Source organism: Embleya hyalina (assembly GCF_003967355.1).
Classification (GTDB): Bacteria; Actinomycetota; Actinomycetes; order Streptomycetales; family Streptomycetaceae; genus Embleya; species Embleya hyalina.
Window position 1 is genome coordinate 191,058 of sequence record NZ_BIFH01000032.1, and the last position, 20,265, is coordinate 211,322.

The 20,265-nt window shown below is 73.5% G+C and carries 19 protein-coding genes and 1 riboswitch; of the genes, 9 read left to right on the forward strand and 10 right to left on the reverse strand.

Features of this window, described 5'->3' with window-relative positions; genetic code table 11:
• Positions 1–22: 22 nt before the first annotated feature.
• Positions 23–823, reverse strand: a complete 801-nt coding sequence (locus EMA17_RS35005; protein ID WP_246127103.1) for a cobalt-precorrin-6A reductase — start codon at positions 821–823, stop codon at positions 23–25.
• Positions 824–840: 17 nt separating this feature from the next.
• Between EMA17_RS35005 and EMA17_RS35010 the strand changes: the two genes are divergently transcribed.
• A complete protein-coding gene (locus tag EMA17_RS35010) occupies positions 841–1,935 on the forward strand; it encodes a cobalt-precorrin-5B (C(1))-methyltransferase (RefSeq protein WP_126641193.1) in 1,095 nt (364 codons plus the stop codon).
• 11 nt (positions 1,936–1,946) lie between these two features.
• Here EMA17_RS35010 and cobM read toward each other — a convergent pair whose 3' ends face one another.
• The 6 genes from cobM to EMA17_RS35040 all read right to left on the reverse strand — a co-directional run bounded on the left by cobM (position 1,947) and on the right by EMA17_RS35040 (position 10,937).
• Positions 1,947–2,711, reverse strand: coding sequence for a precorrin-4 C(11)-methyltransferase (gene cobM, locus EMA17_RS35015; protein WP_126641194.1), 765 nt, complete (start codon positions 2,709–2,711; stop codon positions 1,947–1,949).
• A complete protein-coding gene (gene cbiE, locus EMA17_RS35020; RefSeq protein WP_170222310.1) occupies positions 2,708–3,964 on the reverse strand; it encodes a precorrin-6y C5,15-methyltransferase (decarboxylating) subunit CbiE in 1,257 nt (418 codons plus the stop codon). Before cbiE ends, cobM begins: the two co-directional genes overlap by 4 nt.
• A 43-nt stretch (positions 3,965–4,007) precedes the next feature.
• Positions 4,008–7,655, reverse strand: coding sequence for a cobaltochelatase subunit CobN (gene cobN / locus EMA17_RS35025; RefSeq protein WP_126641195.1), 3,648 nt, complete (start codon positions 7,653–7,655; stop codon positions 4,008–4,010).
• Between the two features lie 189 nt (positions 7,656–7,844).
• A riboswitch (cobalamin riboswitch) is annotated at positions 7,845–7,946 on the reverse strand.
• A gap of 148 nt (positions 7,947–8,094) precedes the next feature.
• Complete coding sequence (locus EMA17_RS35030; protein ID WP_126641196.1) at positions 8,095–9,222, reverse strand: threonine aldolase family protein; 1,128 nt, start codon at positions 9,220–9,222, stop codon at positions 8,095–8,097.
• A gap of 97 nt (positions 9,223–9,319) precedes the next feature.
• Positions 9,320–9,520 (reverse strand): cold-shock protein, encoded by a 201-nt coding sequence (locus EMA17_RS35035; protein WP_126641197.1) that lies wholly within the window; start codon positions 9,518–9,520, stop codon positions 9,320–9,322.
• Between the two features lie 241 nt (positions 9,521–9,761).
• Positions 9,762–10,937: a CaiB/BaiF CoA transferase family protein gene (locus tag EMA17_RS35040; RefSeq protein ID WP_126641198.1), complete on the reverse strand. Its 1,176-nt coding sequence runs from the start codon at positions 10,935–10,937 to the stop codon at positions 9,762–9,764.
• A 95-nt stretch (positions 10,938–11,032) separates the two neighbouring features.
• Here EMA17_RS35040 and EMA17_RS35045 point away from each other — a divergent pair, with 95 nt between their 5' ends.
• Positions 11,033–11,782: an ArsR/SmtB family transcription factor gene (locus EMA17_RS35045; RefSeq protein WP_126641199.1), complete on the forward strand. Its 750-nt coding sequence runs from the start codon at positions 11,033–11,035 to the stop codon at positions 11,780–11,782.
• Between the two features lie 4 nt (positions 11,783–11,786).
• On the opposite strand, the gene EMA17_RS35050 is transcribed toward EMA17_RS35045, so the two are convergent.
• Positions 11,787–12,866 (reverse strand): hypothetical protein, encoded by a 1,080-nt coding sequence (locus EMA17_RS35050; RefSeq protein WP_126641200.1) that lies wholly within the window; start codon positions 12,864–12,866, stop codon positions 11,787–11,789.
• Positions 12,867–13,041: 175 nt separating this feature from the next.
• Here EMA17_RS35050 and EMA17_RS35055 point away from each other — a divergent pair, with 175 nt between their 5' ends.
• Positions 13,042–13,884 (forward strand): DUF4344 domain-containing metallopeptidase, encoded by an 843-nt coding sequence (locus EMA17_RS35055; RefSeq protein ID WP_126641201.1) that lies wholly within the window; start codon positions 13,042–13,044, stop codon positions 13,882–13,884.
• Between the two features lie 27 nt (positions 13,885–13,911).
• On the opposite strand, the gene EMA17_RS35060 is transcribed toward EMA17_RS35055, so the two are convergent.
• Entirely contained in the window at positions 13,912–14,469 is a 558-nt protein-coding gene (locus EMA17_RS35060) for a DUF4240 domain-containing protein (protein ID WP_160161678.1), read from the reverse strand.
• 199 nt (positions 14,470–14,668) lie between these two features.
• On the opposite strand from EMA17_RS35060, the gene EMA17_RS35065 reads away from it, so the two are divergent.
• Genes EMA17_RS35065 through EMA17_RS35090 form a run of 6 tightly spaced genes read left to right on the forward strand, consistent with a single transcriptional unit; the run spans position 14,669 to position 19,471 of the window.
• Positions 14,669–15,097 carry a TOBE domain-containing protein gene (locus EMA17_RS35065; RefSeq protein ID WP_078974592.1) on the forward strand — a complete coding sequence of 143 codons (429 nt, stop codon included), beginning with the start codon at positions 14,669–14,671 and terminating at the stop codon, positions 15,095–15,097.
• 14 nt (positions 15,098–15,111) lie between these two features.
• Positions 15,112–15,963, forward strand: coding sequence for a molybdate ABC transporter substrate-binding protein (modA, locus tag EMA17_RS35070; RefSeq protein ID WP_170222306.1), 852 nt, complete (start codon positions 15,112–15,114; stop codon positions 15,961–15,963).
• Positions 15,960–16,790, forward strand: a complete 831-nt coding sequence (locus tag EMA17_RS35075) for an ABC transporter permease (RefSeq protein ID WP_246127104.1) — start codon at positions 15,960–15,962, stop codon at positions 16,788–16,790. The genes modA and EMA17_RS35075 overlap by 4 nt, the downstream gene beginning before the upstream one ends.
• Positions 16,787–17,887, forward strand: a complete 1,101-nt coding sequence (locus EMA17_RS35080; protein WP_126641203.1) for an ABC transporter ATP-binding protein — start codon at positions 16,787–16,789, stop codon at positions 17,885–17,887. The genes EMA17_RS35075 and EMA17_RS35080 overlap by 4 nt, the downstream gene beginning before the upstream one ends.
• 39 nt (positions 17,888–17,926) lie before the next feature.
• Positions 17,927–18,358 (forward strand): very short patch repair endonuclease, encoded by a 432-nt coding sequence (locus EMA17_RS35085; RefSeq protein WP_174861482.1) that lies wholly within the window; start codon positions 17,927–17,929, stop codon positions 18,356–18,358.
• Positions 18,359–18,367: 9 nt separating this feature from the next.
• A complete protein-coding gene (locus EMA17_RS35090) occupies positions 18,368–19,471 on the forward strand; it encodes a DNA cytosine methyltransferase (RefSeq protein ID WP_126641204.1) in 1,104 nt (367 codons plus the stop codon).
• A gap of 17 nt (positions 19,472–19,488) precedes the next feature.
• Here the strand turns inward: EMA17_RS35090 and EMA17_RS35095 are convergent, their stop codons facing one another.
• Positions 19,489–20,151, reverse strand: a complete 663-nt coding sequence (locus EMA17_RS35095) for a hypothetical protein (protein ID WP_126641205.1) — start codon at positions 20,149–20,151, stop codon at positions 19,489–19,491.
• Between the last annotated feature and the right edge of the window lie 114 nt (positions 20,152–20,265).

Genomic DNA, 20,265 nt, shown 5'->3' on the forward strand with positions numbered 1-20,265 from the left:
CACAGTGACTGATATGTACGACTCACGCCCCGCCCGCCGCTCCGTCGGCGGCCGCCCTGGCCAGGACCCAGCGCGCGGCGCTCGCCGCGTCGGCGACCTGTTCCGGCGCGGTCGCCTCGGGACGGCGGATCAGCACCACGGGCAGGCCGAGTTCACGCGCCGCGGTGAGCTTGGCCGCCGTCTGGGTGCCGCCGCTGTCCTTGGTGACGATCGCCTCGACGCGGCGGTCGCGCATCAGCGCGATCTCGTCCTCGACCGTGAACGGGCCTCGGGCCAGCAGCACTTCGCAGGCGCGGGGCAGTGCGCCGGTGGGCGGCTCGACGCTGCGCAGCAGGAACCACAGCCGGTCCAGACGCGCGTACGGCGCGGTCTCCAGGCGCCCGGTGGTCAGGAACACCCGGCGGGCCAGAGCCGGCAACACCCGCGCGGCGTGCTCGGCCGAGTCGACCGGGTGCCAGTCGTCGCCGGGCACCGCCGTCCAGCCCGGCCGTTGCAGCCGCAGGAGCGGTACGCCTGCCTCGGCGCAGGCGGCGACCGCGTGCGCCGAGATGCGGGCCGCGAACGGGTGCGTGGCGTCGACGACGCCCGCCACGTCCCGGGCCCGCAGCCACGCCACCAGGCCGGGTACACCGCCGAAGCCGCCCACCCGGGACTCGCCGACCGGCAACACCGGCGCCCGGGTCCGCCCCGCCAGCGACGACACCACCCGCAGTCCGGGCGTGTCCGCGACGAGTGCGGCCAGGGCCCGGGCGTCGGAGGTGCCGCCGAGCACCAGGAGCACGCGACCGTCGGCCGGCCGGTCGGATGGTGTGGTCCCGCTCACGACCGGCTCCCGCTCCGATGACGCGCCCCGATCGCCCGCTGCGTCGCGGCTGGACCACCGGGGCGTGTGCCACGGCGGCCACGACGGCCGCCTATCAGGCCCTGCTGACCGGCGAGTTCCCCGATCCGGTGACCGTGTACCTGCCCGGCGGGCAGACGCCGGCGTTCGCCCTCGCCGTCGAGGAGCGCGGCACCGACGCGGCGATGGCGGGTGTGGTCAAGGACGCCGGGGACGATCCGGACGCCACCCACGGCGCGCTGATCCGGGCCATCGTGCGGCACGCGGCCGTCGGCTCCGGGGTGACGTTCCGGGCCGGGCCCGGGGTCGGCACCGTGACGCTGCCCGGCCTGCCGCTGCCCGTCGGCGAACCGGCGGTCAATCCGGTCCCGCGCATGCTGATGCGCGAGGCGGTGGCCCGGGTGGCCGGAGCGTACGGCGGCACCGGTGACGTCACGGTCGAGTTGTCCGTGGACGACGGCGAGCGCATCGCCGAGCGGACCTGGAATCCGCGCCTGGGCATCCTCGGCGGCCTGTCCATCCTGGGCACCACCGGCATCGTGATCCCGTACTCGTGCTCGGCCTGGATCGACTCGATCCGCCGGGGCATCGACGTCGCGGCGGCCACCGGCGAGACGCACGTGCTCGGCGCCACCGGCACCACGTCCGAGCGGGTCGGCGCCGAGGTGCACGGGTTGTCCGGCACGGCCCTGCTGGACATGGGCGACTTCGCCGGTGCGCTGCTGAAGTACCTGCGCCGGCACCCGATTCCGCGGTTGACCATCGCGGGCGGCTTCGCCAAGCTCTCCAAACTCGCCGACGGCCATCTCGACCTGCACTCCGGCCGCTCGCAGGTGAACCTGGACCACCTCGCCGACCGGGCCGAGGCGGTGGGCGGCGACGCGGACCTGGCCGCGAGCATCCGCGCCGCGAACACCGCGCTGCACGCCCTGCAACTGGCCCGCGCCGCCGACGTCCCGCTCGGCGACGCGGTGGCCGAGGCCGCCCGGGACGCCGCGCGCGACCTCCTGCGCGGCAGCGAGGTCCCGATCACCGTGGACGTGATCGCGATCGACCGCGGCGGCACGATCGTCGGCCGGGCCGATCCGGCCTGACGCCACGCCGCTCATCCGGCCGACGACGCTTCGACCGCCCGATCCCGCGCCTCGCTGTACAGGTGGCTGTCGCAGAAGCCCGGTTCGCCCAGCACGCGGCCGACCATGATGACCGCCACCGCCCTGATCCCGTTGTCGCGCACCAGCGATACCAGGTCGGCGAGTTCGCCGCGCACGATCGACTCGTCGGCACGCGACGCGCGGGCGACCACCGCGACCGGGCAGTCCGGGCCGTACAGCGGGGTCAACTCGGCCACCACGCGCTCGACTTGGCCGATCGCCAGGTGCAGCACGAGCAGCGCGCCGGAGCGGCCGAGGGTGGCCAGGTCCTCGCCGGGCGGCATCGCCGTCGCGTTGCCCGCGACCCGGGTCAGGATCACCGTCTGACCCACGGTCGGCAGCGTCAACTCCCGGCCCATGGCCGCCGCCGCGGCGGCGAACGCCGGTACGCCCGGGGTGATGTCCCACGGGATGCCGAGCGCGTCGAGCCGGCGCTGCTGCTCGGCCACCGCGCTGAAGAACGAGGTGTCCCCCGACTGGAGGCGGGCCACGTCGTGCCCGGCCGCGTGCGCCGCCCGCAGTTCCTCGACGATCTGATCCAGGTTCAGGTCGGCGGTGTCCACGAGGCGGGCCCCGGGCGGTGCGGCCTCGACCAGTTCGCGCGGTACGAGAGCGCCCGCGTACAGGCACACCGGCGACGCGGCGATGATGCGCAGCCCCCGCACCGTGATCAGGTCGGCCGCGCCGGGGCCGGCGCCGATGAAGTGGACGGTCATGGGCGGGACTGCTCCTCGTCGGAGGGGAAAACGGACACGGGCTTCACGGCCACCCACTGGGTGACCGGCATCGCCGGCCGCCACCCGGTGAACGAGCCCACCGGGCCGGACCGGGTGACCTGAAGGCGGGTCAACTCGCCGCCGAACACCGCGCGTTGCCGCACCAATTCGGCCTCGGACTCGGCGACCACGGCGTTGGCCACCAAACGTCCGCCCGGGCGCAGCGCGTGCCAGCAGCGCTCGACCACGCCCGGCACCGTCAGCCCGCCGCCGATGAAGACCGCGTCGGGCGTCTCCCCGTACAGCGCCTCCGGCGCCCGCGCGACCACGATCCGCAGATCCGGCACGCCGAGCACGATCGCGTTCGCCGCCGCCCGCTCGGCCCGATCCGCGCGCGCCTCGAACGCCGTGGCCCGGCAGTGCGGATGGGCGCGCATCCACTCGATCCCGATGCTGCCGCTGCCCGCGCCGACATCCCAGAGCAGTTCCCCGGGGCGCGGCCCGAGGGCGGCCAGCGTGACCGCCCGGATCTCGCGCTTGGTCAACTGCCCGTCGTGCGCGTATACGTCGTCCGGCAGACCGGCCAACCGGCTCAGTCCCGGCCCCGGCCCACACGCGACCGCGACCACGTTCAGGTCCGCGAACCGCCGCTCCGGGGCCGCCGCGAGCGCGTCGGCCGTGCCGCGCCACACCGACTCGGCCGGGCCGCCGAGGTGTTCGAGCACGGTGACCTCGCTCGTCCCGAACCCGCGCGCCACCAGCAGCGCCGCCGCCCGACCCGGCGTCAGCCCATTCGCACTGAGCACCAAAACCCGCCGGTCCACGGCCAGTTCGGCGGCCAAGGTGTCGAGTGGTCGGCCCACCGCGCTGACCACCGCCACGGTCTGCGTGGACCAGCCGAGCCGCGCGCACGCCAACGACGCCGACGAGGCCACCGGCAGCACCGTGACCCGGTCCGCGCCCAGGCTCCGGACCAGCGTGGCCCCGACGCCGTGGAACATCGGGTCACCACTGGCCAGCACGCACACCCGCCGGGAAGCGGCCAGGTGGGCGACGAAGCCCACCCGGAACGGCGACGGCCACGCGACCCGCTCGGCCCCGGTGTCGTCCACCATCGCCAAGTGCCGCGCGCCGCCGACCAACACCTCGGCCTCGCGCACCAACGCCCGGGCCGCCTCGGACAGTCCGGCCCAGCCGTCGTCCCCGATCCCGACCACGGCCACCGGGCCGGTGCCGGTGAACGGCGCCCCCATCAGGGACACCGCCTCCGACACCGGCCCGGTCCCGGCCTCCCGCTCAGCCATCCCCCGCGTCCTCGCCGCCTTCGAGATCGCCCTCGACATCCAGGTACACCTCGCGCAGCCCGTCGAGCGTGGCCGCCTCCGGCTTCTCCCACATGCCCCGGTCGGCCGCCTCGAGCAGCCGCTCGGCGATCCCGCGCAGCGCCCACGGGTTGGACGTGCGCATGAACTCGCGGTTCGTCTCGTCCAGGACGTATTCGCCCGCGAGCTTCTCGTACATCCAGTCCGCCACCACGCCGGTGGTGGCGTCGTAGCCGAACAGGTAGTCCACGGTGGCCGCCAGTTCGAACGCGCCCTTGTAACCGTGCTTGCGCATCGCCTCGATCCAGCGCGGGTTGACCACCCGGGCGCGGAACACCCGGGCGGTCTCCTGCCGGAGGGTGCGGGTGCGGACCGCGTCGGGCATGGTCGAGTCGCCGATGTAGGCGGCCGGCGCGGTCCCGGTCAGCGCCCGCACGGCGGCGACCATGCCGCCGTGGTACTGGAAGTAGTCGTCCGAGTCGGCGATGTCGTGCTCGCGCGTGTCGGTGTTCTTCGCCGCGACCGCGATCCTGCGGTACGCGTCCTCCATGTCCTCGCGCGCGAACACCCCGTCCAGGCCGCGCCCGTAGGCGTAGCCGCCCCAGGTCGCGTACACCTCGGCCAGGTCCGCGTCGTCGCGCCAGGTGCGCGCGTCGATCAGCGGCAGCAGACCCGCGCCGTACGCGCCCGGCCGCGAACCGAACACGCGCGTGGTGGCGCGCCGCGCGTCGCCGTGCCGCGCGACGTCCGCCCGGACGTGGGCCCGGACGTAGTTGTCCTCGTCCGGCTCGTCCGCCTCCGCGGCCAGCCGCACCGCGTCGTCGAGCAGCAGCACCACGTGCGGGAAGGCGTCCCGGAAGAAGCCGGAGATACGCACCGTGACGTCCACGCGCGGACGGCCCAGTTCGGCGAGCGGGATGGTCTCGATCCCGGTCACCCGGCGTGACGCGTCGTCCCAGATCGGCCGCACACCGAGCAGCGCCAGCACCTCGGCGATGTCGTCGCCGCTGGTCCGCATCGCGCTGGTGCCCCAGACCGAAAGGCCGACCGAACGCGGCCAGTCGCCGTCGTTGTCCGCGCGGTAGCGGGCCAACAGCGAGTCGGCGAGCGCCTGTCCGGTCTCCCAGGCCAGTCGGCTGGGGATCGCCTTCGGGTCCACGGTGTAGAAGTTGCGGCCGGTCGGCAACACGTTGACCAGCCCGCGCAGCGGCGAACCGCTGGGCCCGGCCGCGACGTAGCCGCCCTCCAGGGCGTGCAGCACCGCGCCGATCTCGTCCCCGGTGCGGTCCAGGCGCGGCACGATCTCGGTCGCCGCGAACGCCAACACCTCTGCGACGGCGGGCGATTCGCCGCCCAGCACCTCGGCGGTGACGGCCGTCGCCCGGGTCGGGTCCCAGCCGGCCGCCTCCATCGCCGCGACCAGCCGGTGCGCCCGGTCCTCGGCGTCGTCGGTCTCGGTGCGCGAGGCACTGCCGCCCTCGACCAGGCCGAGCGATTCGCGCAACCCCGGCAGCGCGGCGGCCCGTCCGCCCCACACCTGGCGCGCCCGCAACATCGCGGTGACCAGGTTGATCCGGCCCTCGCCGGTGGGCGCGTCGCCCAGGATGTGCAGGCCCTCGCGGATCTGCGCGTCCTTGACCTCGCAGAGCCACCCGTCCAGGTGCAGGATCAGGTCGTCGAACTCGGCCTCGTGCGGCCGGTCGGTGATGCCGAGGTCGTGGTCCAGCTTGGTGGCCTGGATCAGCGTCCAGATCTGGCTCTGCAGGGCCGGGCCCTTGGCCGGGTCCAGCGCCTGCACGTTGGCGTATTCGTCGAGCAGTTGCTCCAGCCGGGTCAGGTCGCCGTACGTCTCGGCGCGCGCCATCGGCGGCACGAGGTGGTCGACGATGATCGCGTGCGCGCGCCGCTTGGCCTGCGCGCCCTCGCCCGGGTCGTTGACCAGGAACGGGTACACCAGCGGCAGGTCGCCCAGCACCGCGTCGGGACCGCACTCCGCGGACAGCCCCAGGTTCTTGCCCGGCAACCACTCCAGCGTGCCGTGCTTGCCCAGGTGGACGAGGGCGTGCGCGCCGAACCCGCCCGGCCCGGCGGGCGCGTCCAGCCACCAGTAGGCGGCCAGGTAGTGGTGGCTCGGCGGCAGGTCCGGGTCGTGGTAGATGGCGACCGGGTTCTCGCCGAAGCCGCGCGGCGGCTGGATGATCAGGATGATGTTGCCCGCGCGCAGCGCGGCGAGCACGATCTCGCCCTCCGGGTCGCGCGAGTGGTCCACGTACAGCTCGCCGGGCGGCGGGCCCCAGTGCTCCTCGATGTTCGCGCGCAGTCCGAGCGGCAGGGTGGCGTAGCGCTCGCGGTAGGCGGCGGCGGAGATCCGGACCGGGTTGCCTTCGAGCTGACCCTCCGTCAACCACTCGGGGTCCTGGCCGCCGGCCGCGATCAGCGCGTGGATCAGCGCGTCGCCGTCCGGGGGTTCCAGGCCGGGCAGCGCGTCGGCGCCGTCGCGCGCGCCGACGTCGTAGCCGGCCGCGCGCATCGCGCGCAGCAGCGCGACGGCCGAGGCGGGGGTGTCCAGGCCGACGGCGTTGCCGATCCGGGAGTGTTTGGTCGGATACGCGGAGAGCACCACGCCGACCCGGCGCTCCGTGGCCGGTACGTGCCGGAGCAGGGCGTGTCGTACCGCGATCCCGGCCACCCGGGCGGCCCGTTCGGGGTCGGCGGCGTAGTGGGTGAGGCCGTCCGCGCCGGTCTCCTTGAACGAGAACGGGACGGTGATCAGCCGGCCGTCGAACTCCGGTACCGCCACCTGGGTGGCCGCGTCCAGCGGCGACAGGCCCGCGTCGCCGGCCTCCCATTCGGCCCGGCTGGTGGTCAGGTTGAGCGCCTGGAGGATGGTGATGTCGAGTCCGGCCAGCGCCCCGACGTCCCACTGCTCGTCGTCGCCGCCGGCGGACACCTCGGCGGGCCTGGCCCCACCGGCACCGCCCGCGGCGAGCACGGTGACCAGGAGCGCGTCCAACTCGCCGAGCGCGGCGAACAACGACTCGTCGGCGCCGCGCAGCGAGGCGCACCAGATCGGTACCGGCCGCCCGCCCGCGTTCTCGATCGCCGTGCACAGGTCGGCCACGAACGCGGTGTTCCCGGCCAGGTGGTGGGCGCGGTAGTACAGCACGCCCACCGCCGGACCGTCGCCGCCGGACGCCGTGCGGTCGAGCCGCCCCCAGGAGGGCACCTCGACGGGCGGCTCGAAGCCGAAGCCGGTGAGCAGCAGCGTGTCGGACAGGAAGCGGTACAGCTGGGTCAGGTTGGCCGGGCCGCCCTGGGCGAGGTAGGCGTGCGCCTGCGCGCTCACCCCGGCGGGCACCGTGGCCAGTTCCATCAGCGCCGCGTCGGCCGCGAGTTCGCCGCTGACCACGACCACCGGGCGCGGTCCGGCGAGCAGCGCGTCCAGGCCCGCCTCCCAGGCGCGCCGGCCGCCGAGCAGGCGGACCACGACGAGGTCGGTGCCGTCGAGGAGCGCGGGGAGGTCGGCCACGTCGACCCGGGAGGGATTGGCCAGGCGCCAGTCGCCCTCGCTCGCCTTGGCGCTGAGCAGGTCGGTGTCGGAGGTGGAGAGAAGGAGGATCACCGGGAGCCTCCGACGGGGACGATGCCGCGGGCCGACCGGCCCGGCGTGTGGCCGCCGGGCGTGTGGTGGACGGCCGTACGTCGGCCGAGCGTACGTCGGCTGGGTGTGCAAGAACGCCGGCAGGACGAAATCGTCACCTGGAAGCGCCTCTCCGGGGTCCGCGCCCCATCGGACTCGGGGTGAGACGCGCAGTTCCTGACTCCCGGTCGCGCCGTGGTCGACGTCGGACGACGTCGTACGGCGGAGCCGGTCACAGTGGCGGGACCGTCCCGGGATCACACCGGGTTCCTGCCACGCCCTCCCCGCGCCGGTAGGGCCGGCGCGGGGCCAGCATCGCTCAGTGGCCCGCCTTGACGCAACATGCCCGGATCGGCGTGGGCGGTGGGGGTGATACTTGTCACCGCCGGCCGCCGGTCGCCCGCGCCCGCCTCCCCCGCGCTCAGCCGCTCTCGCGGACCCGCTCCACGAACGCGCCGAACTCGTCGGCGACCTCGTCCTCGGTCCACTCCAGGGCGGGTTCGGCGACGGTGATCTCCGTGTACGACAAGCCGGGCAGCCCGGGCTCGACCCAACGACCGCCGAGCCACACCCCGTGCTCGACGGCGTACTCGACGCTCACCCGGTTGAGCAGCTCGGCCGGGTACGGCAGCCATGCCTGGAACTGGTGGGTGTGCGGGACCGCCGGGAACACCCGCGTCAGCGGCACCCGGGCCAGGCCGGCCGCCACCGTCGCGGCATGTCCGACGCAGGTCGCCAGCCGCGGCAGTGTCTCGGTCAGCGCGACCAGCGCCTCCAGCGCCATCGGCCACGCCTGGAACGGTCGCCCGCCGTACCGGTGGCGCCACGCGTGCGCCTCCTCGATCAGCTCGGCGTCGCCCGCGAGGGCCGCCCCGGCGCTCGCGCCGAGACCCTTGTAGTAGGACACGTACACCGAGTCGAACAGGTCGACGATCTCGGTCAGCCCGTGTCCGAGCCCCGTGGTGCTCTCCCACAGCCGGGCGCCGTCCAGGTGCAGCGCGGCGTCCCGATCCCGGGCGGCCTGCACGACGGCGATCAGGTCGTCCCAGGCGGGCAGGACGAAACCGTGGTCGCGCAGCGGGAGTTCGTAGAAGAGCGTGCCGAACCGCTCGGCGCTGCCGCGGACGTCGTCGGCGGTGATCTGACCCGGCCCCTGGGCGAGTACGAGCGGCCGGAGCCCGGACAGGACCGAGATCGCGTCGCGCTCGTAGGTCAGCGGGTGGGCGCGGGGGTGGATGCCGACCACGTCGGATCCGGTGGCCCCGGCGTGGATGCGCAGCGCGACCTGCTGGGCCATCGTGCCGGTGGGGAAGAGCAGCGCCGCCTCGGTGCCGAGCAGCTCGGCGGTCCGGGCCTCCAGGCGGGCGACCGCGCCGCCGTCACCGTAGGTGTCCGGCCATTCGTCGGGGTCGACGTGCTCGCGCGCGTAGGCGTCGAGCCGGGCCAGCCGCTCGGCGACCGTGGCGGGCCGTACCCCGGACAGGATCCGGCCGCATGCACGGATCACGCGCATGCGGCCGGCGTGCTCGTCGTTGCCGATGTATGCCATGGGGGCATCATGCAACGCGCGGGATCACTCCGGTACGCGCACACGGCCCGCCCCCGGAAGGGGGACGGGCCGTGTGGGTGGTGCGAGGTGCCGCGGCTCAGATGGTGATGTTCTCCGCCTGCGGGCCCTTCTGGCCCTGAACGGCGTCGTAGGTGACCTTCTGACCTTCGGTCAGCTCACGGAAGCCCTGCGACTGGATCGCCGAGTAGTGCGCGAAGACATCCGGGCCGCCGTCGTCCGCCTGGATGAAGCCGAAGCCCTTTTCCGCGTTGAACCACTTCACGGTTCCAGTAGCCATACAAATCTCCTTCGTGGTGCCGAATGCGGACGTGCACACATGCACATCCACAGGCCGCAACAGCAATTCACTCGTCACACGAATCCGGTTCTGGGACAAACAAAAAGCGCCCGACGGTCACGACCGTAAGGCGCTCACAAAATTCATGGGAACCACTACTGCAACTGCCCCGAGGCTAGCACGGAAATGTCGCGGGGCCCGGAAGGCGGAGAAATATTTCCGGTCGAGGGTCGCGGGCCGCCTACTCGCGGATCGTCTTCGGCTCCGGTCCCGGTTCGGTGAATCCCAGCTCCGCGAGGATCGCCGCCGTGTGCTCGCCGGCCGCCGGGATCGGGCCCATCGCCGGCTCGCGGCCGGCCACCGTGACCGGCGGCAGCAGCGCGCGCAGCGGGCCGGCCGGGGAGTCGACGGTGCGCAGGCGATCCCGGGCGGCGAGTTGCGGGTGGTCGGCGAATTCGGCGACGGTCCGCATCCGGGCGTTGGCGATGCCGACCGCGTCCAGGCTCGCCACGATCTCGTCGGCCGTACGGTCGGCGAAGGCCGCCTCGATCAGCCCGGTCAGCCGCTCGTTGGCGGCCACCCGCAGCGAATTGGTCAGAAAATCCGGATCCTCGACCAACTCCGGCCGCCCGAGCACCCGTTCGCAGAGCGCGGCCCACTCCCGATCGTTCTGCACGCCCACGAACACCTGCCCGCCGCCGGCCACGCGGTACGGCCCGTAGGGCGCGATCGCCGCATGCCGGGCCCCGGTTCGCGGCGGGGGTGTGCCGCCGTAGGTCGCGAAGTAGTACGGGAACCCCATCCACTCGCCGAGCGCGTCGAGCATGGAGACCTCGAACGAGCTGCCCTCGCCGGTGAGTTGCCGCTCGTAGAGCGCGGTGAGCAATCCGGTGAAGGCGTACATCGCGGCGGCGATGTCGGCGATCGGAATCCCCGCCTTGGCCGGCTCCTCGGCCGTACCGGTGACCGACAGCAGTCCCGCCTCGCACTGCACGAGCAGGTCGTACGCCTTCTTGTCCCGATAGGGTCCCGCGGTCCCATAACCCGATATTCCACAAACGATCAGCCGGGGAAATCTGGCCCGCAATTCCGCCGCGCCGAGCCCGAGCCGATCGGCCGCGCCCGGGGCCAGGTTCTGGACGAACACATCGGCCCGGGCCAGCAGTCGATCCAAAATCTCCGGCGCCCGCTCGTCCTTCACATCGAGAGTCAGACTTTCCTTCCCCCGATTGGCCCAGACGAAGTGGCTGGACAAACCCTCGACGGTCTCGTCGTACGCCCGGGCGAAATCCCCCGCGCCGGGCCGCTCGATCTTGATCACCCGGGCGCCGAGATCCGCCAGTTGACGCGTGGCGTAGGGCGCGGCGATGGCCTGTTCGAGCGAAACGACGGTGACACCCGTGAGCGGTAGGAACACGTCCCCATCCTGACAGAGCCGGGCGCGCGCACGGCCGCTCGGCGGCGGCGAACCCTTCGGTCCGGGCCGAAGCGTCCCGGGGCGATGATGGCGGCATGGACTCGATCGCGCGTGCCTCCGATCCGGATTCGGTGCCTCGCCTCGCCGCGCTCGCCGCGTTGCTCGCGGACGAGACGCGGGCGGGGGTGTGCCTGGCCCTGCTGGATCGGCGGGCCTGGACCGCCGGCGAGTTGGCCCGGCACTGCGGGGTCGCGCCGTCCACGATCAGCGAGCACCTGACCCGCCTCGTCGAGGGTGGCCTGCTGGTCGGGGAGCGGCAGGGGCGGCACCGGTATGTGCGGTTGGCCGACGCGGGGGTGGCGCGGATGGTCGAGGACCTGGCCGCGTACACGACGCCGGCGGCCCCTCGGCCGGCGGCGTCGCTGCGGGCCCACTCGGCCGGTGCGGCCCTGGCCCGGGGGCGTACCTGCTACGACCACCTGGCCGGCCGCCTCGGCGTGGCGATCACCGACGCGCTCACCGCCCGGGACCTGCTCCGCCAGGACGCCGGCTTCGCGATCACCGACGCGGGCCTGGCCTGGCTCACCGACCTGGGCGCCGACCTCACCACCGCCGGCAAACGTCCCCTGGCCCGCCCCTGCCTGGACTGGACCGAACGCCGCCACCACCTGGCGGGCACGGCCGGCGCCGAACTGTGCCGCCTGCTCCTGTCCCGAGGCTGGACCGAACGCGTCGGCACGGGCCGCGCGGTCCGAGCCACCGAGACCGGCCGCACCGAACTGGGCCGGATTCTGGGCATCCGGGCGGAGGAGTTCGAGGTGTCGGCGGGCACGACCCCGGCCTGAGCGGTCACCGTGCGTGGCGACGGGGGCGGAGCAGGCGCCGCAGACGGTCGAGGCGGGAGGGAATCGGTTCGGGGCCGTCGGGCGTGGGCGTGGCGGTGAGGGTGCCGGATCCGGTGCCGTGGATGCTTGCCGGGAGCAGGGAGAACCCGTCGCCGTCCGGGCAGTCTGGGTCGTCCGGGCCGTGCGACGGGACGAGGGATGTGGTCCGGATCTCCCATTCGCCCGCCGGGTCGTGAATCCGGACGGGGACACCGCGTGCCCAGAGTTCGGGGCCGAGCCGGAAGCGGCGGCTCGGGTGATCGGGGCCCAGGCGGTATGTCGGGCCGTACGGGTAGCGGTACTCGCCGCATTGCACGGTGAGTTCGGGCCCGGAAACCCAGTCGATCCGCAATACGGACGACTCGGACGCGTGCGTGACCGGAACCACGGCCGAGAGTTCGCCGGCGCCGTGCAGCACGAATGTCCCCTCCGGGAGATCGGGTCGGATCGGCGGTGTGGGCTCGACGCGCATCCGCCAGGGGCCGGGTGCGGTGACCACCATCGTGCATGCGCCGGCGACCCGGAACTCCCGCACTTGGCGAGGAAGTTCGTCCCGGATCGGTCCCGCCGGCGGGGGTACGACCCGAACGTCCACCGCGTCGCCCGCGCGCGTGCCGGTCAGGCACCCCAGACCCACGGGTCCCGTGTACCGGACCACCTCGCTCCCGCGGCCCTCGATCCCGCGCTCGAACTCCCGTGCCGCGTCCGGCTCCTTGAGTTGCAACGACCACGGCCCATCGCACCGCACCCGCACTCCGTGCGGCGCCCCTCGTCCCTTGGCCGAGGCCGGGATCAGGATGCTCCCGTCGGCCCCCTCCGCCGGCCCGTTGTAGACGCATCCGCCGACCGGTCCGCCCGGACGTTCGATCCGCCACAACCGAAGCCGCTCCCCCGACGGGCCCACGATCTGCAGCAGCGTCGACTCACCGGGCACCGGCACGTCGAAGAAGACGTCGGCGTCACCGTGGCCGCGATACGTGAACGGCGTGTCGTCGTACCCGGGATCACCGGCGTCGCCACCGGTCGATCGATGTGAGCCATCCATCGCCCGACCCTGCCACATCGCCGCCCACCGCGGAAAGCTCGATGTCGACCGCGCGACCCCGGCCCACGACCGATGGCCCACCGACCGGCGCGCCGGGCCGCCCGAGCCGCGCCCACCGCGCACCCGTCGCGCGACGATCGCTTCGGTCGGCGGGTGGCACGGATACCTTCGGCGTATGCGGACTTCGGGTGGGGGCGGGCGGTGGCGCGGGCGGGTGTGGGTGGGGCTGATCGTGGTCGTCCTGGTCGGCGGGTGTGGCTCGTCCGGCGGCGATGCCGACGACGTTCGGCCCACGGACGCGAAGGACTCACCGTCACCGCCGCCCAGCCGGGCCGGCTTCGTGGTCCGCTACGAGGAGCCGGTTTCCGCCGATCGGGGTGACGCGGCCTTCCTGCGTGCCCGAAGGCCCATGGAGGCGGCCGTCGAGGCCCTCGGCGCGTTCGTCGACCCCGGGCGGGAGATCGCCGTCGTCGGGCGCTCCTGTGGCGGGGCGGGCTCCGCGTACGATCCCGAAACCCGTCGCATCGAGGTGTGTTACGACGACATCGCGGACGAGCGTGCCCTGTTCGAGCGTGGCGGCCATCGGCCTGCCGACGACGAGGTCGTCGCCGTACTGGTGGAAACCCTGTACCACGAGGCCGGCCACGCCCTCGCCGACGTCCTGCGGCTGCCCTTCGACGAACGGGCCGAGGAGGACGCGGCGGATCGGTTCGCCGCCCTGATGCTGCTGCGCCAAGGCGTGGGTGGGGAGCGGCAGTTGCGGGCGGCCGTGGAGGAGTATCGGCTTTCGGCGGCGGAGGCGGACGGGGCCGATCGCGATACGAAGGACGAACACGCGCCGGATCTCGTGCGCGCCGCCGATCACCTCTGTCGGCTCTACGGCGCCGCCCCCGACCGGAATCCCGACCTGGCGAACACGAGCCTCCTCCCCCGGGAACGCGTCGCCGGCTGCCCGGCCGAGTGGAAGAGTGCCCGTGACGCCTGGCTGAAGGACCTCGCGCCCATCCTCCGTCGATAGGAGGTGGGGGCGGGGGCGGGGGGCGGGTCAGGGGAAGAGGGTGTGGAGTTTGGGGAGGAGGCGGGCTCGGGCGGTGTCGGTGAGGCTGTCACCCGGTGGGTTCGGGACGGCCGGGAGGTCGATGTCCAGGGCGTCCAGGGCGTCTTCCAGGCCGTCCTCCCGTCCCGTCCGCGCCTCGTACGCTTCCGCCGCGGCGTAGGCCAACTCCTCCCACTGCGGCCATTCCGCGTCGGACCAGGACTCGAACGGCCGGCCGGCCAGGCGCCGCACCTCCGGCAGGTCGGCGAGCGCGTCCGGGTCCGCGACGACCCGCTCGTAGGCGTCGCGGCCCAGGCCGATCACCCAGGGTTGGAAATACCAGAAGCCGTCGTCGGAGCAGAAACCACCCATGATCCGCGCGGCGGCGGCCCACGCCACCCACGTGTCCAGCGGCCGGCGCACCTCGTCCAGGCCGACCTGGAAACCCACGATCTCCGGTAGCGGCAGGGTCGAGAGCCGATCGCACAACACGCGCAGCCGCTCGTTCGGGTCGGCGCCGGTCCGGCGGGCTTCCTCGATCAGGTTCCACACGTCGTCTCGATGCACGACCGCCACCCTGCCGGCCGGGTCCGACACGACGGCCCCGACAGCATCACGTATGACCGATTGGATCGAATCTGCGAGGCCCATGGCGGAAACGTCCTGGCATCTGCAAGGATGACGCTCCGCAGGCGACGGCCCGGCCGTCGCCCGCGTACATCGGCTTCGCTCTGCGGGAGAGACGCTCGTGACTAGGATCCCGGCCGTGAACACGTTCGGGATCGGTGACGCGGCGGCTCTGCTCGGTGTGAGCGCGGACACGGTGCGGCGATGGGTGGACTCCGGTCGGCTCGACGCGCGGCGGGACGAGAACGGTCGGCGGGTGGTGGACGGTGCGGCGTTGGCCGCGTTCGCCCGCTCGACGGCCGCCGGCGACGCCCGCGCGGACAGCGAACGGCTCGGCTGGTCGTCGGCGCGCAACCGTTTCCGCGGCATCGTCACCGACGTCCGCAAGGACACGGTGATGGCCCAGGTCGAGATCCAGGCCGGGCCGTACCGGGTGGTCTCGCTGATGAGCGCCGAGGCCGCGGACGAACTCGGCCTCCGGGTCGGCGTACTCGCCACCGCGGTCGTGAAGTCGACGAATGTCATGGTGGAGCGGACCGAGGGCGCGCGCGAGCACTCCCTCGAATAGTGGGAGTGGGCACAATGGGCGCAATCGGGACGGTGCGGGCCGGACGGGCGATCATGGCGACGCTGCTCGCGGGGGCGATGGTCACCCTCGCCGCGTGCGGCGGCGACGACGACGGGAAGAAGGACGAGAAGGCCACGAAGGCCGCCCCGCAGACCCCCGGCAGCACGCCCGCCGCCGACACCAAGCCGCTCAAGGGCACCGTCACCGTGTTCGCGGCCGCCTCGCTGACCGAGACGTTCACCGCGCTGGGCAAGCAGTTCGAGGCCGCACACCCCGGCGTCACCGTCAAGTTCAACTACGGGGGCAGCTCCGCGCTCGCCGCGAGCATCAACCAGGGTGCGCCCGCCGACGTGTTCGCCTCCGCCGACGAGAAGAACATGAAGCTCGTCACCGACGGCAAGAGCGCCGACGGCACACCCACCGCGTTCGCGAAGAACACCCTCCAGATCGCGGTGGCGCCGGGCAACCCGAAGAACGTCAAGTCGCTCGCCGACCTCAAGCAGGACGGCCTCAAGGTCGCCCAGTGCGCCCCGCAGGTCCCGTGCGGCGCCGCCGCGAAGACCGCGCTCGACGCGGGCGGCGTCAAGTTCACCCCGTCGACGCTCGAACAGGACGTCAAGGCCGCGCTGACCAAGCTCACCCTCGGCGAGGTCGACGCCGCGCTCGTCTACCGCACCGACGTCAAGGCCGCGGGTGCCAAGGTGGTCGGCGTGGACTTCCCCGAATCCGCCCAGGCGGTCAACACGTACCCGATCGTCCCGCTCGCGAAGGCGCCCAACGCCGACGCGGCCAAGGCGTTCGTCGCCTTCGTCCTGGCCGAGCCCGGCCGCACCGCGCTGACCGCGGCGGGTTTCCAGGCCCCGTGATCGGCTCTCCCCGGGTCCGCCGCCGCGTGCGGGCCGAACGTCCGCGCCGCGGCGGCGCGCCCCTGGCCCTGCTCGTCCCCGGCCTGATCGGCCTGGTGTTCCTGGTGTTGCCGCTGATCGGACTGCTGATCCGGGCGCCGTGGAGCGACCTGGGGAGTCAGCTCGGCAGTACGGAGGTCCGCGAAGCGCTGAAGCTCTCGCTGTTCACCGCGACCGCGGCCACCGGCATCGTGCTGGTGCTCGGTGTGCCGCTGGCGTGGCTGCTCGCCCGTACCGACTTCCCCGGACGGCGCCTGGTCCGAGCGCTGGTCACGTTGCCGCTGGTGCTGCCGCCGGTGGTGGGGGGTGTGGCGCTGCTCCTGGTGCTGGGCCGCAGGGGCATCGTCGGCGAGTGGCTGGACGACACGTTCGGCTACACGCTGCCGTTCACCACCACCGGGGTGATCGTGGCCGAGGCGTTCGTGGCGATGCCGTTCCTGGTGATCAGCGTCGAGGGCGCGCTGCGGGCGGCGGATCCGCGCTACGAGGAGGCCGCGGCCACGCTGGGCGCGTCCCGCTGGACCGCGTTCCGCCGGGTCACCCTGCCGCTGATCGCCCCGGGCGTGGCGGCGGGCGCGGTACTCGCGTGGGCCCGCGCGCTCGGCGAGTTCGGCGCCACCATCACCTTCGCCGGCAACTTCCCCGGCAAGACCCAGACGATGCCGCTCGCCGTCTACCTCGCGCTGGAAACCGATCCGGAGGCGGCGATCGTGCTCTCCCTGGTGTTGTTGGCGGTGTCCGTGCTGATCCTGGCGGGCCTGCGCGAGCGTTGGATGACCACCTCGTGACCGGCCTCGAGACCGCACTCGACACGGCACCCGACGCGGCCCCCGGCCTCGACGCGCATCTCGTGGTCGCCCGCGACGCGTTCCGTCTGGACGTACACCTGACCGCCGCGCCGGGCGAGGTGGTCGCGCTGCTCGGCCCCAACGGCGCCGGCAAGACCACCGCGCTGCGCGCCCTGGCGGGCCTGACCCCCCTGGGCGGCGGGCACACCCGGCTCGCCGGCGTCGATCTGGAGGATCCGGGCCGACGCCGCTACACCCCGCCCGAGCGGCGACCGGTGGGCGTGGTGTTCCAGGACTACCTGCTCTTCCCGCACCTGTCCGCGCTGGACAACGTCGCCTTCGGCCTGCGCTGCCAGGGCGTCGGCCGGCGCGAGGCACGCGTCGCGGCGGCCGAGTGGCTGGAGCGGGTCGGCCTGGCCGAGCACACCGGCGTCAAGCCGGGTCGGCTCTCCGGCGGCCAGGCGCAGCGGGTCGCCCTCGCCCGGGCGCTGGCCACCCACCCGAGACTGCTGCTCCTGGACGAGCCGCTGGCCGCCCTCGACGCGCGCACCAGGGTGGAGACCCGGGCCACGCTGCGCCGGCATCTCGCCGACTTCGACGGCGTCGCGGTGGTGATCACCCACGATCCGCTCGACGCGATGGTGCTCGCCGACCGGCTCACCGTGATCGAGGCGGGCCGCGCGGTCCAGGACGGCACCCCGGCGGAGGTGGCCCGGCACCCGCGCACCGACTACGTGGCCCGCCTGGTCGGCCTGAACCTGTACCGCGGCACCGCCTCCCCCGGCGGCGTCGAGCTGGCCGCCGGGCAGCGCCTCGTGGTCGCCGAACTCCCGGACGCGGCCGAGGTGTTCGTGGCCTTCCCGCCGTCGGCGGTGACGCTGTACCGCAGCCGCCCCGACGGCAGCCCGCGCAACCTGTGGCAGGTCGAGGTGGACGGCATGGAACTGCACGGCGACACCGTGCGCGTCGAGTTGACCGGCCCGGTGCCGCTGCTCGCCGACGTCACCCCACTGGCCGTCGCCGAACTCGAACTCGCGCCCGGAAGGCCGGTATGGGCGGCGGTGAAGGCCACCGAGGCACGTGCGTACCCGGCCTGAGCGCCATCGCCGCGCGCGATGACGGTGCGACCGTGCACCATGGTCACCGTGACGAGCCTGACCACCACCGACGCGACTCGTGCCCGGATGAGTCGCCAACGCAGCAAGGACACCGGCGTCGAGGTCGCGCTGCGGCGCGTCCTGCACGGCATGGGACTGCGCTACCGGGTGCACCGCCGCCCGCTCAAGGGCGTCCGCCGCGAGGCCGACGTCGTCTTCGGCCCGGCCAAGGTCGCCGTCTACGTCGACGGCTGCTTCTGGCACGGCTGCCCGGTACACGCGACCTGGCCCAAGCGCAACGCCGAGTTCTGGAAGACCAAGATCGAGGGAAACCGCACCCGCGACGCCGACACCGACCGGCGGATGGCCGAGGCCGGCTGGTTGGTCGTGCGGGTCTGGGAGCACGAGGACGCGGCCGTCGCGGCGGCCAGGGTTCGGGACGCGGTGATCGCACGCCGCACGGCCGGCTAACCTGTCCGCATGGCACGACCCATCACCATGATCGACCTGTTCGCGGGCTGCGGTGGAATGACGTCCGGGTTCGCCGCCGCGAAGGGCTTTCGGCCGGTCATGGCGGTCGAGTGGAACCTGCACGCGGCCGCGACCTACGCCGCCAACTTCGGCGAGGCGCACATGCGCTGGGGTGACATCGCGGAGATCCCGGACCGGGACATCCCGCGCGCCGACCTGATCATCGGCGGCCCGCCCTGCCAGGGTTTCTCCAATCTCGGCAGCCGCAACGTGGAGGATCCGCGCAACAAGCTCTGGAAGGAATACCTGCGCTTCGTGCGTCGCGCGAAGCCCAAGGTGTTCGTGATCGAGAACGTGGACCGCTTCCAGAAGTCCGCCGAGTTCGCGCTGTTGCTCGCCGAGGCGCAGCCCGGCGGCCTCCTGGAGGGGTACGAACTGACCGACGCGCTGCTCCCGGCGGTGGACTACGGCGTCCCGCAGCGCCGCAAGCGGGCGATCGTGATCGGCTCCCGGATCGGCCGGATCGAGGCGCCCGAGCCGACCCACGGCCCCGGCCGCCGGCTGCGCCGGGCCACCGTCCGGGACGCGATCGCGGACCTGCCGCGTGTGCCGGGGACGACCAGCCTGCCCGCGTCGAAGACCGAGTTCTTCGGCCGCCCGGTGCCCGGCGTGTTCAAGGAGGCCGACCTGCACCTGGGCCGCACGCCGACCGAGCGCTCGCTGCTGCGCTACGACTGCGTGCCGCCCGGCGGCGGCCGGTTCGACCTGCCGGACCACCTGCTCCCCGACTGCTGGCGGAACAAGAAGACCGGCACGACGGATGTGATGGGCCGGATGCGCTGGGACCACCCGTCGCTGACCATCCGGACCGAGTTCTACAAGCCCGAGAAGGGCCAGTATCTGCACCCGCAGTGGAACCCGGACGACCCGGTCGACCGGGTCAACCGGCCGATCACGCACCGCGAGGCGGCCCGGCTCCAGTCCTTCCCGGAGACCTTCGTGTGGTGCGGCTCCAAGACCGAGATCGCGCGACAGATCGGCAACGCGGTGCCGCCGGGGTTGGCGGAGGCGATCGCCCGGCATCTGAAGCCGAGGTTGCGGGAGGCGGGGTGATCGGCGCCCGCGAGCGGTCAGGAGGCCGTTTCCGCGTCCAGGGCGTACATCCGGGGCGGTAGCTGCTTCTCGGCCCAGTCGAGGTCGGCCCCGTCCAGGTCGAGCCACACCCGGTCGCGGCGCTCGGCGGGTCGGTCGAGGCCGCTCGCGGCCCAGGTGAAGATGCCGCACACGGTGGCCCGGTCCCGGTCCGGCGCCTCGATCTGCGCGGCGAACCAGACGGCGAGCGAGGTGCGGGTGGGGATCAGGTACTGCTCGTTGTCCGGGTCGGGCCGGCCGGTGGTGGCCGCGCGCGGCGGTTCGAGGATCTTCATCCAGGTCAGCGTCGCGCCCGGGGCCTGACCCGCGAAGCAGTCGGTGACCGATTCGCGCAGCGCGCCGGCCGGGTCGTCGCCGAGCCAGTCGAACCACGCGTCCCGGTCGAGCAGTTTCGCGAAGTCGTCCCGCGGCGGGCCGTGGTGCGGGTTCTCCCGGTACTCGCCGGTGAGCACCCCGTCGGGGCCGACCAGCCACGCGCCGCGGATCGCCTCGCCGGGCACGTAGCCGTTCGGGTCGTCGGCGTAGGCCGGGTCGATCTCGGCGACCGAGCCGCCGGGCGACTGCGCGGCGGCGGCGACGAGTCCGGGGTCGTCCGGGGGCTCGCGTCGTACCACGGAACCGGTCACCGGGGGCTCACCCATGCCTACCACTCTCCAGCGCTCGTCGACGGTGTCGGAGGGCTCGGCGCATCCCCGCGGCCCCGGACAGGTCGGCCATTCTCGCGCACGGCCGTCGGGCGGTCGGCCCCGGGCGGC

Coding starts and splice junctions, on each gene's coding strand:
- EMA17_RS35010 (WP_126641193.1), top strand. CDS start 841: ATGACGCGCCCCGATCGCCCGCTGCGTCGCGGCTGGACCACCGGGGCG.
- cobM (WP_126641194.1), bottom strand. CDS start 2,711: ATGACCGTCCACTTCATCGGCGCCGGCCCCGGCGCGGCCGACCTGATC.
- cbiE (WP_170222310.1), bottom strand. CDS start 3,964: ATGGGGGCGCCGTTCACCGGCACCGGCCCGGTGGCCGTGGTCGGGATC.
- EMA17_RS35030 (WP_126641196.1), bottom strand. CDS start 9,222: ATGGCATACATCGGCAACGACGAGCACGCCGGCCGCATGCGCGTGATC.
- EMA17_RS35035 (WP_126641197.1), bottom strand. CDS start 9,520: ATGGCTACTGGAACCGTGAAGTGGTTCAACGCGGAAAAGGGCTTCGGC.
- EMA17_RS35045 (WP_126641199.1), top strand. CDS start 11,033: ATGGACTCGATCGCGCGTGCCTCCGATCCGGATTCGGTGCCTCGCCTC.
- EMA17_RS35050 (WP_126641200.1), bottom strand. CDS start 12,866: ATGGATGGCTCACATCGATCGACCGGTGGCGACGCCGGTGATCCCGGG.
- EMA17_RS35055 (WP_126641201.1), top strand. CDS start 13,042: ATGCGGACTTCGGGTGGGGGCGGGCGGTGGCGCGGGCGGGTGTGGGTG.
- modA (WP_170222306.1), top strand. CDS start 15,112: ATGGGCGCAATCGGGACGGTGCGGGCCGGACGGGCGATCATGGCGACG.
- EMA17_RS35085 (WP_174861482.1), top strand. CDS start 17,927: ATGGTCACCGTGACGAGCCTGACCACCACCGACGCGACTCGTGCCCGG.
- EMA17_RS35090 (WP_126641204.1), top strand. CDS start 18,368: ATGGCACGACCCATCACCATGATCGACCTGTTCGCGGGCTGCGGTGGA.
- EMA17_RS35095 (WP_126641205.1), bottom strand. CDS start 20,151: ATGGGTGAGCCCCCGGTGACCGGTTCCGTGGTACGACGCGAGCCCCCG.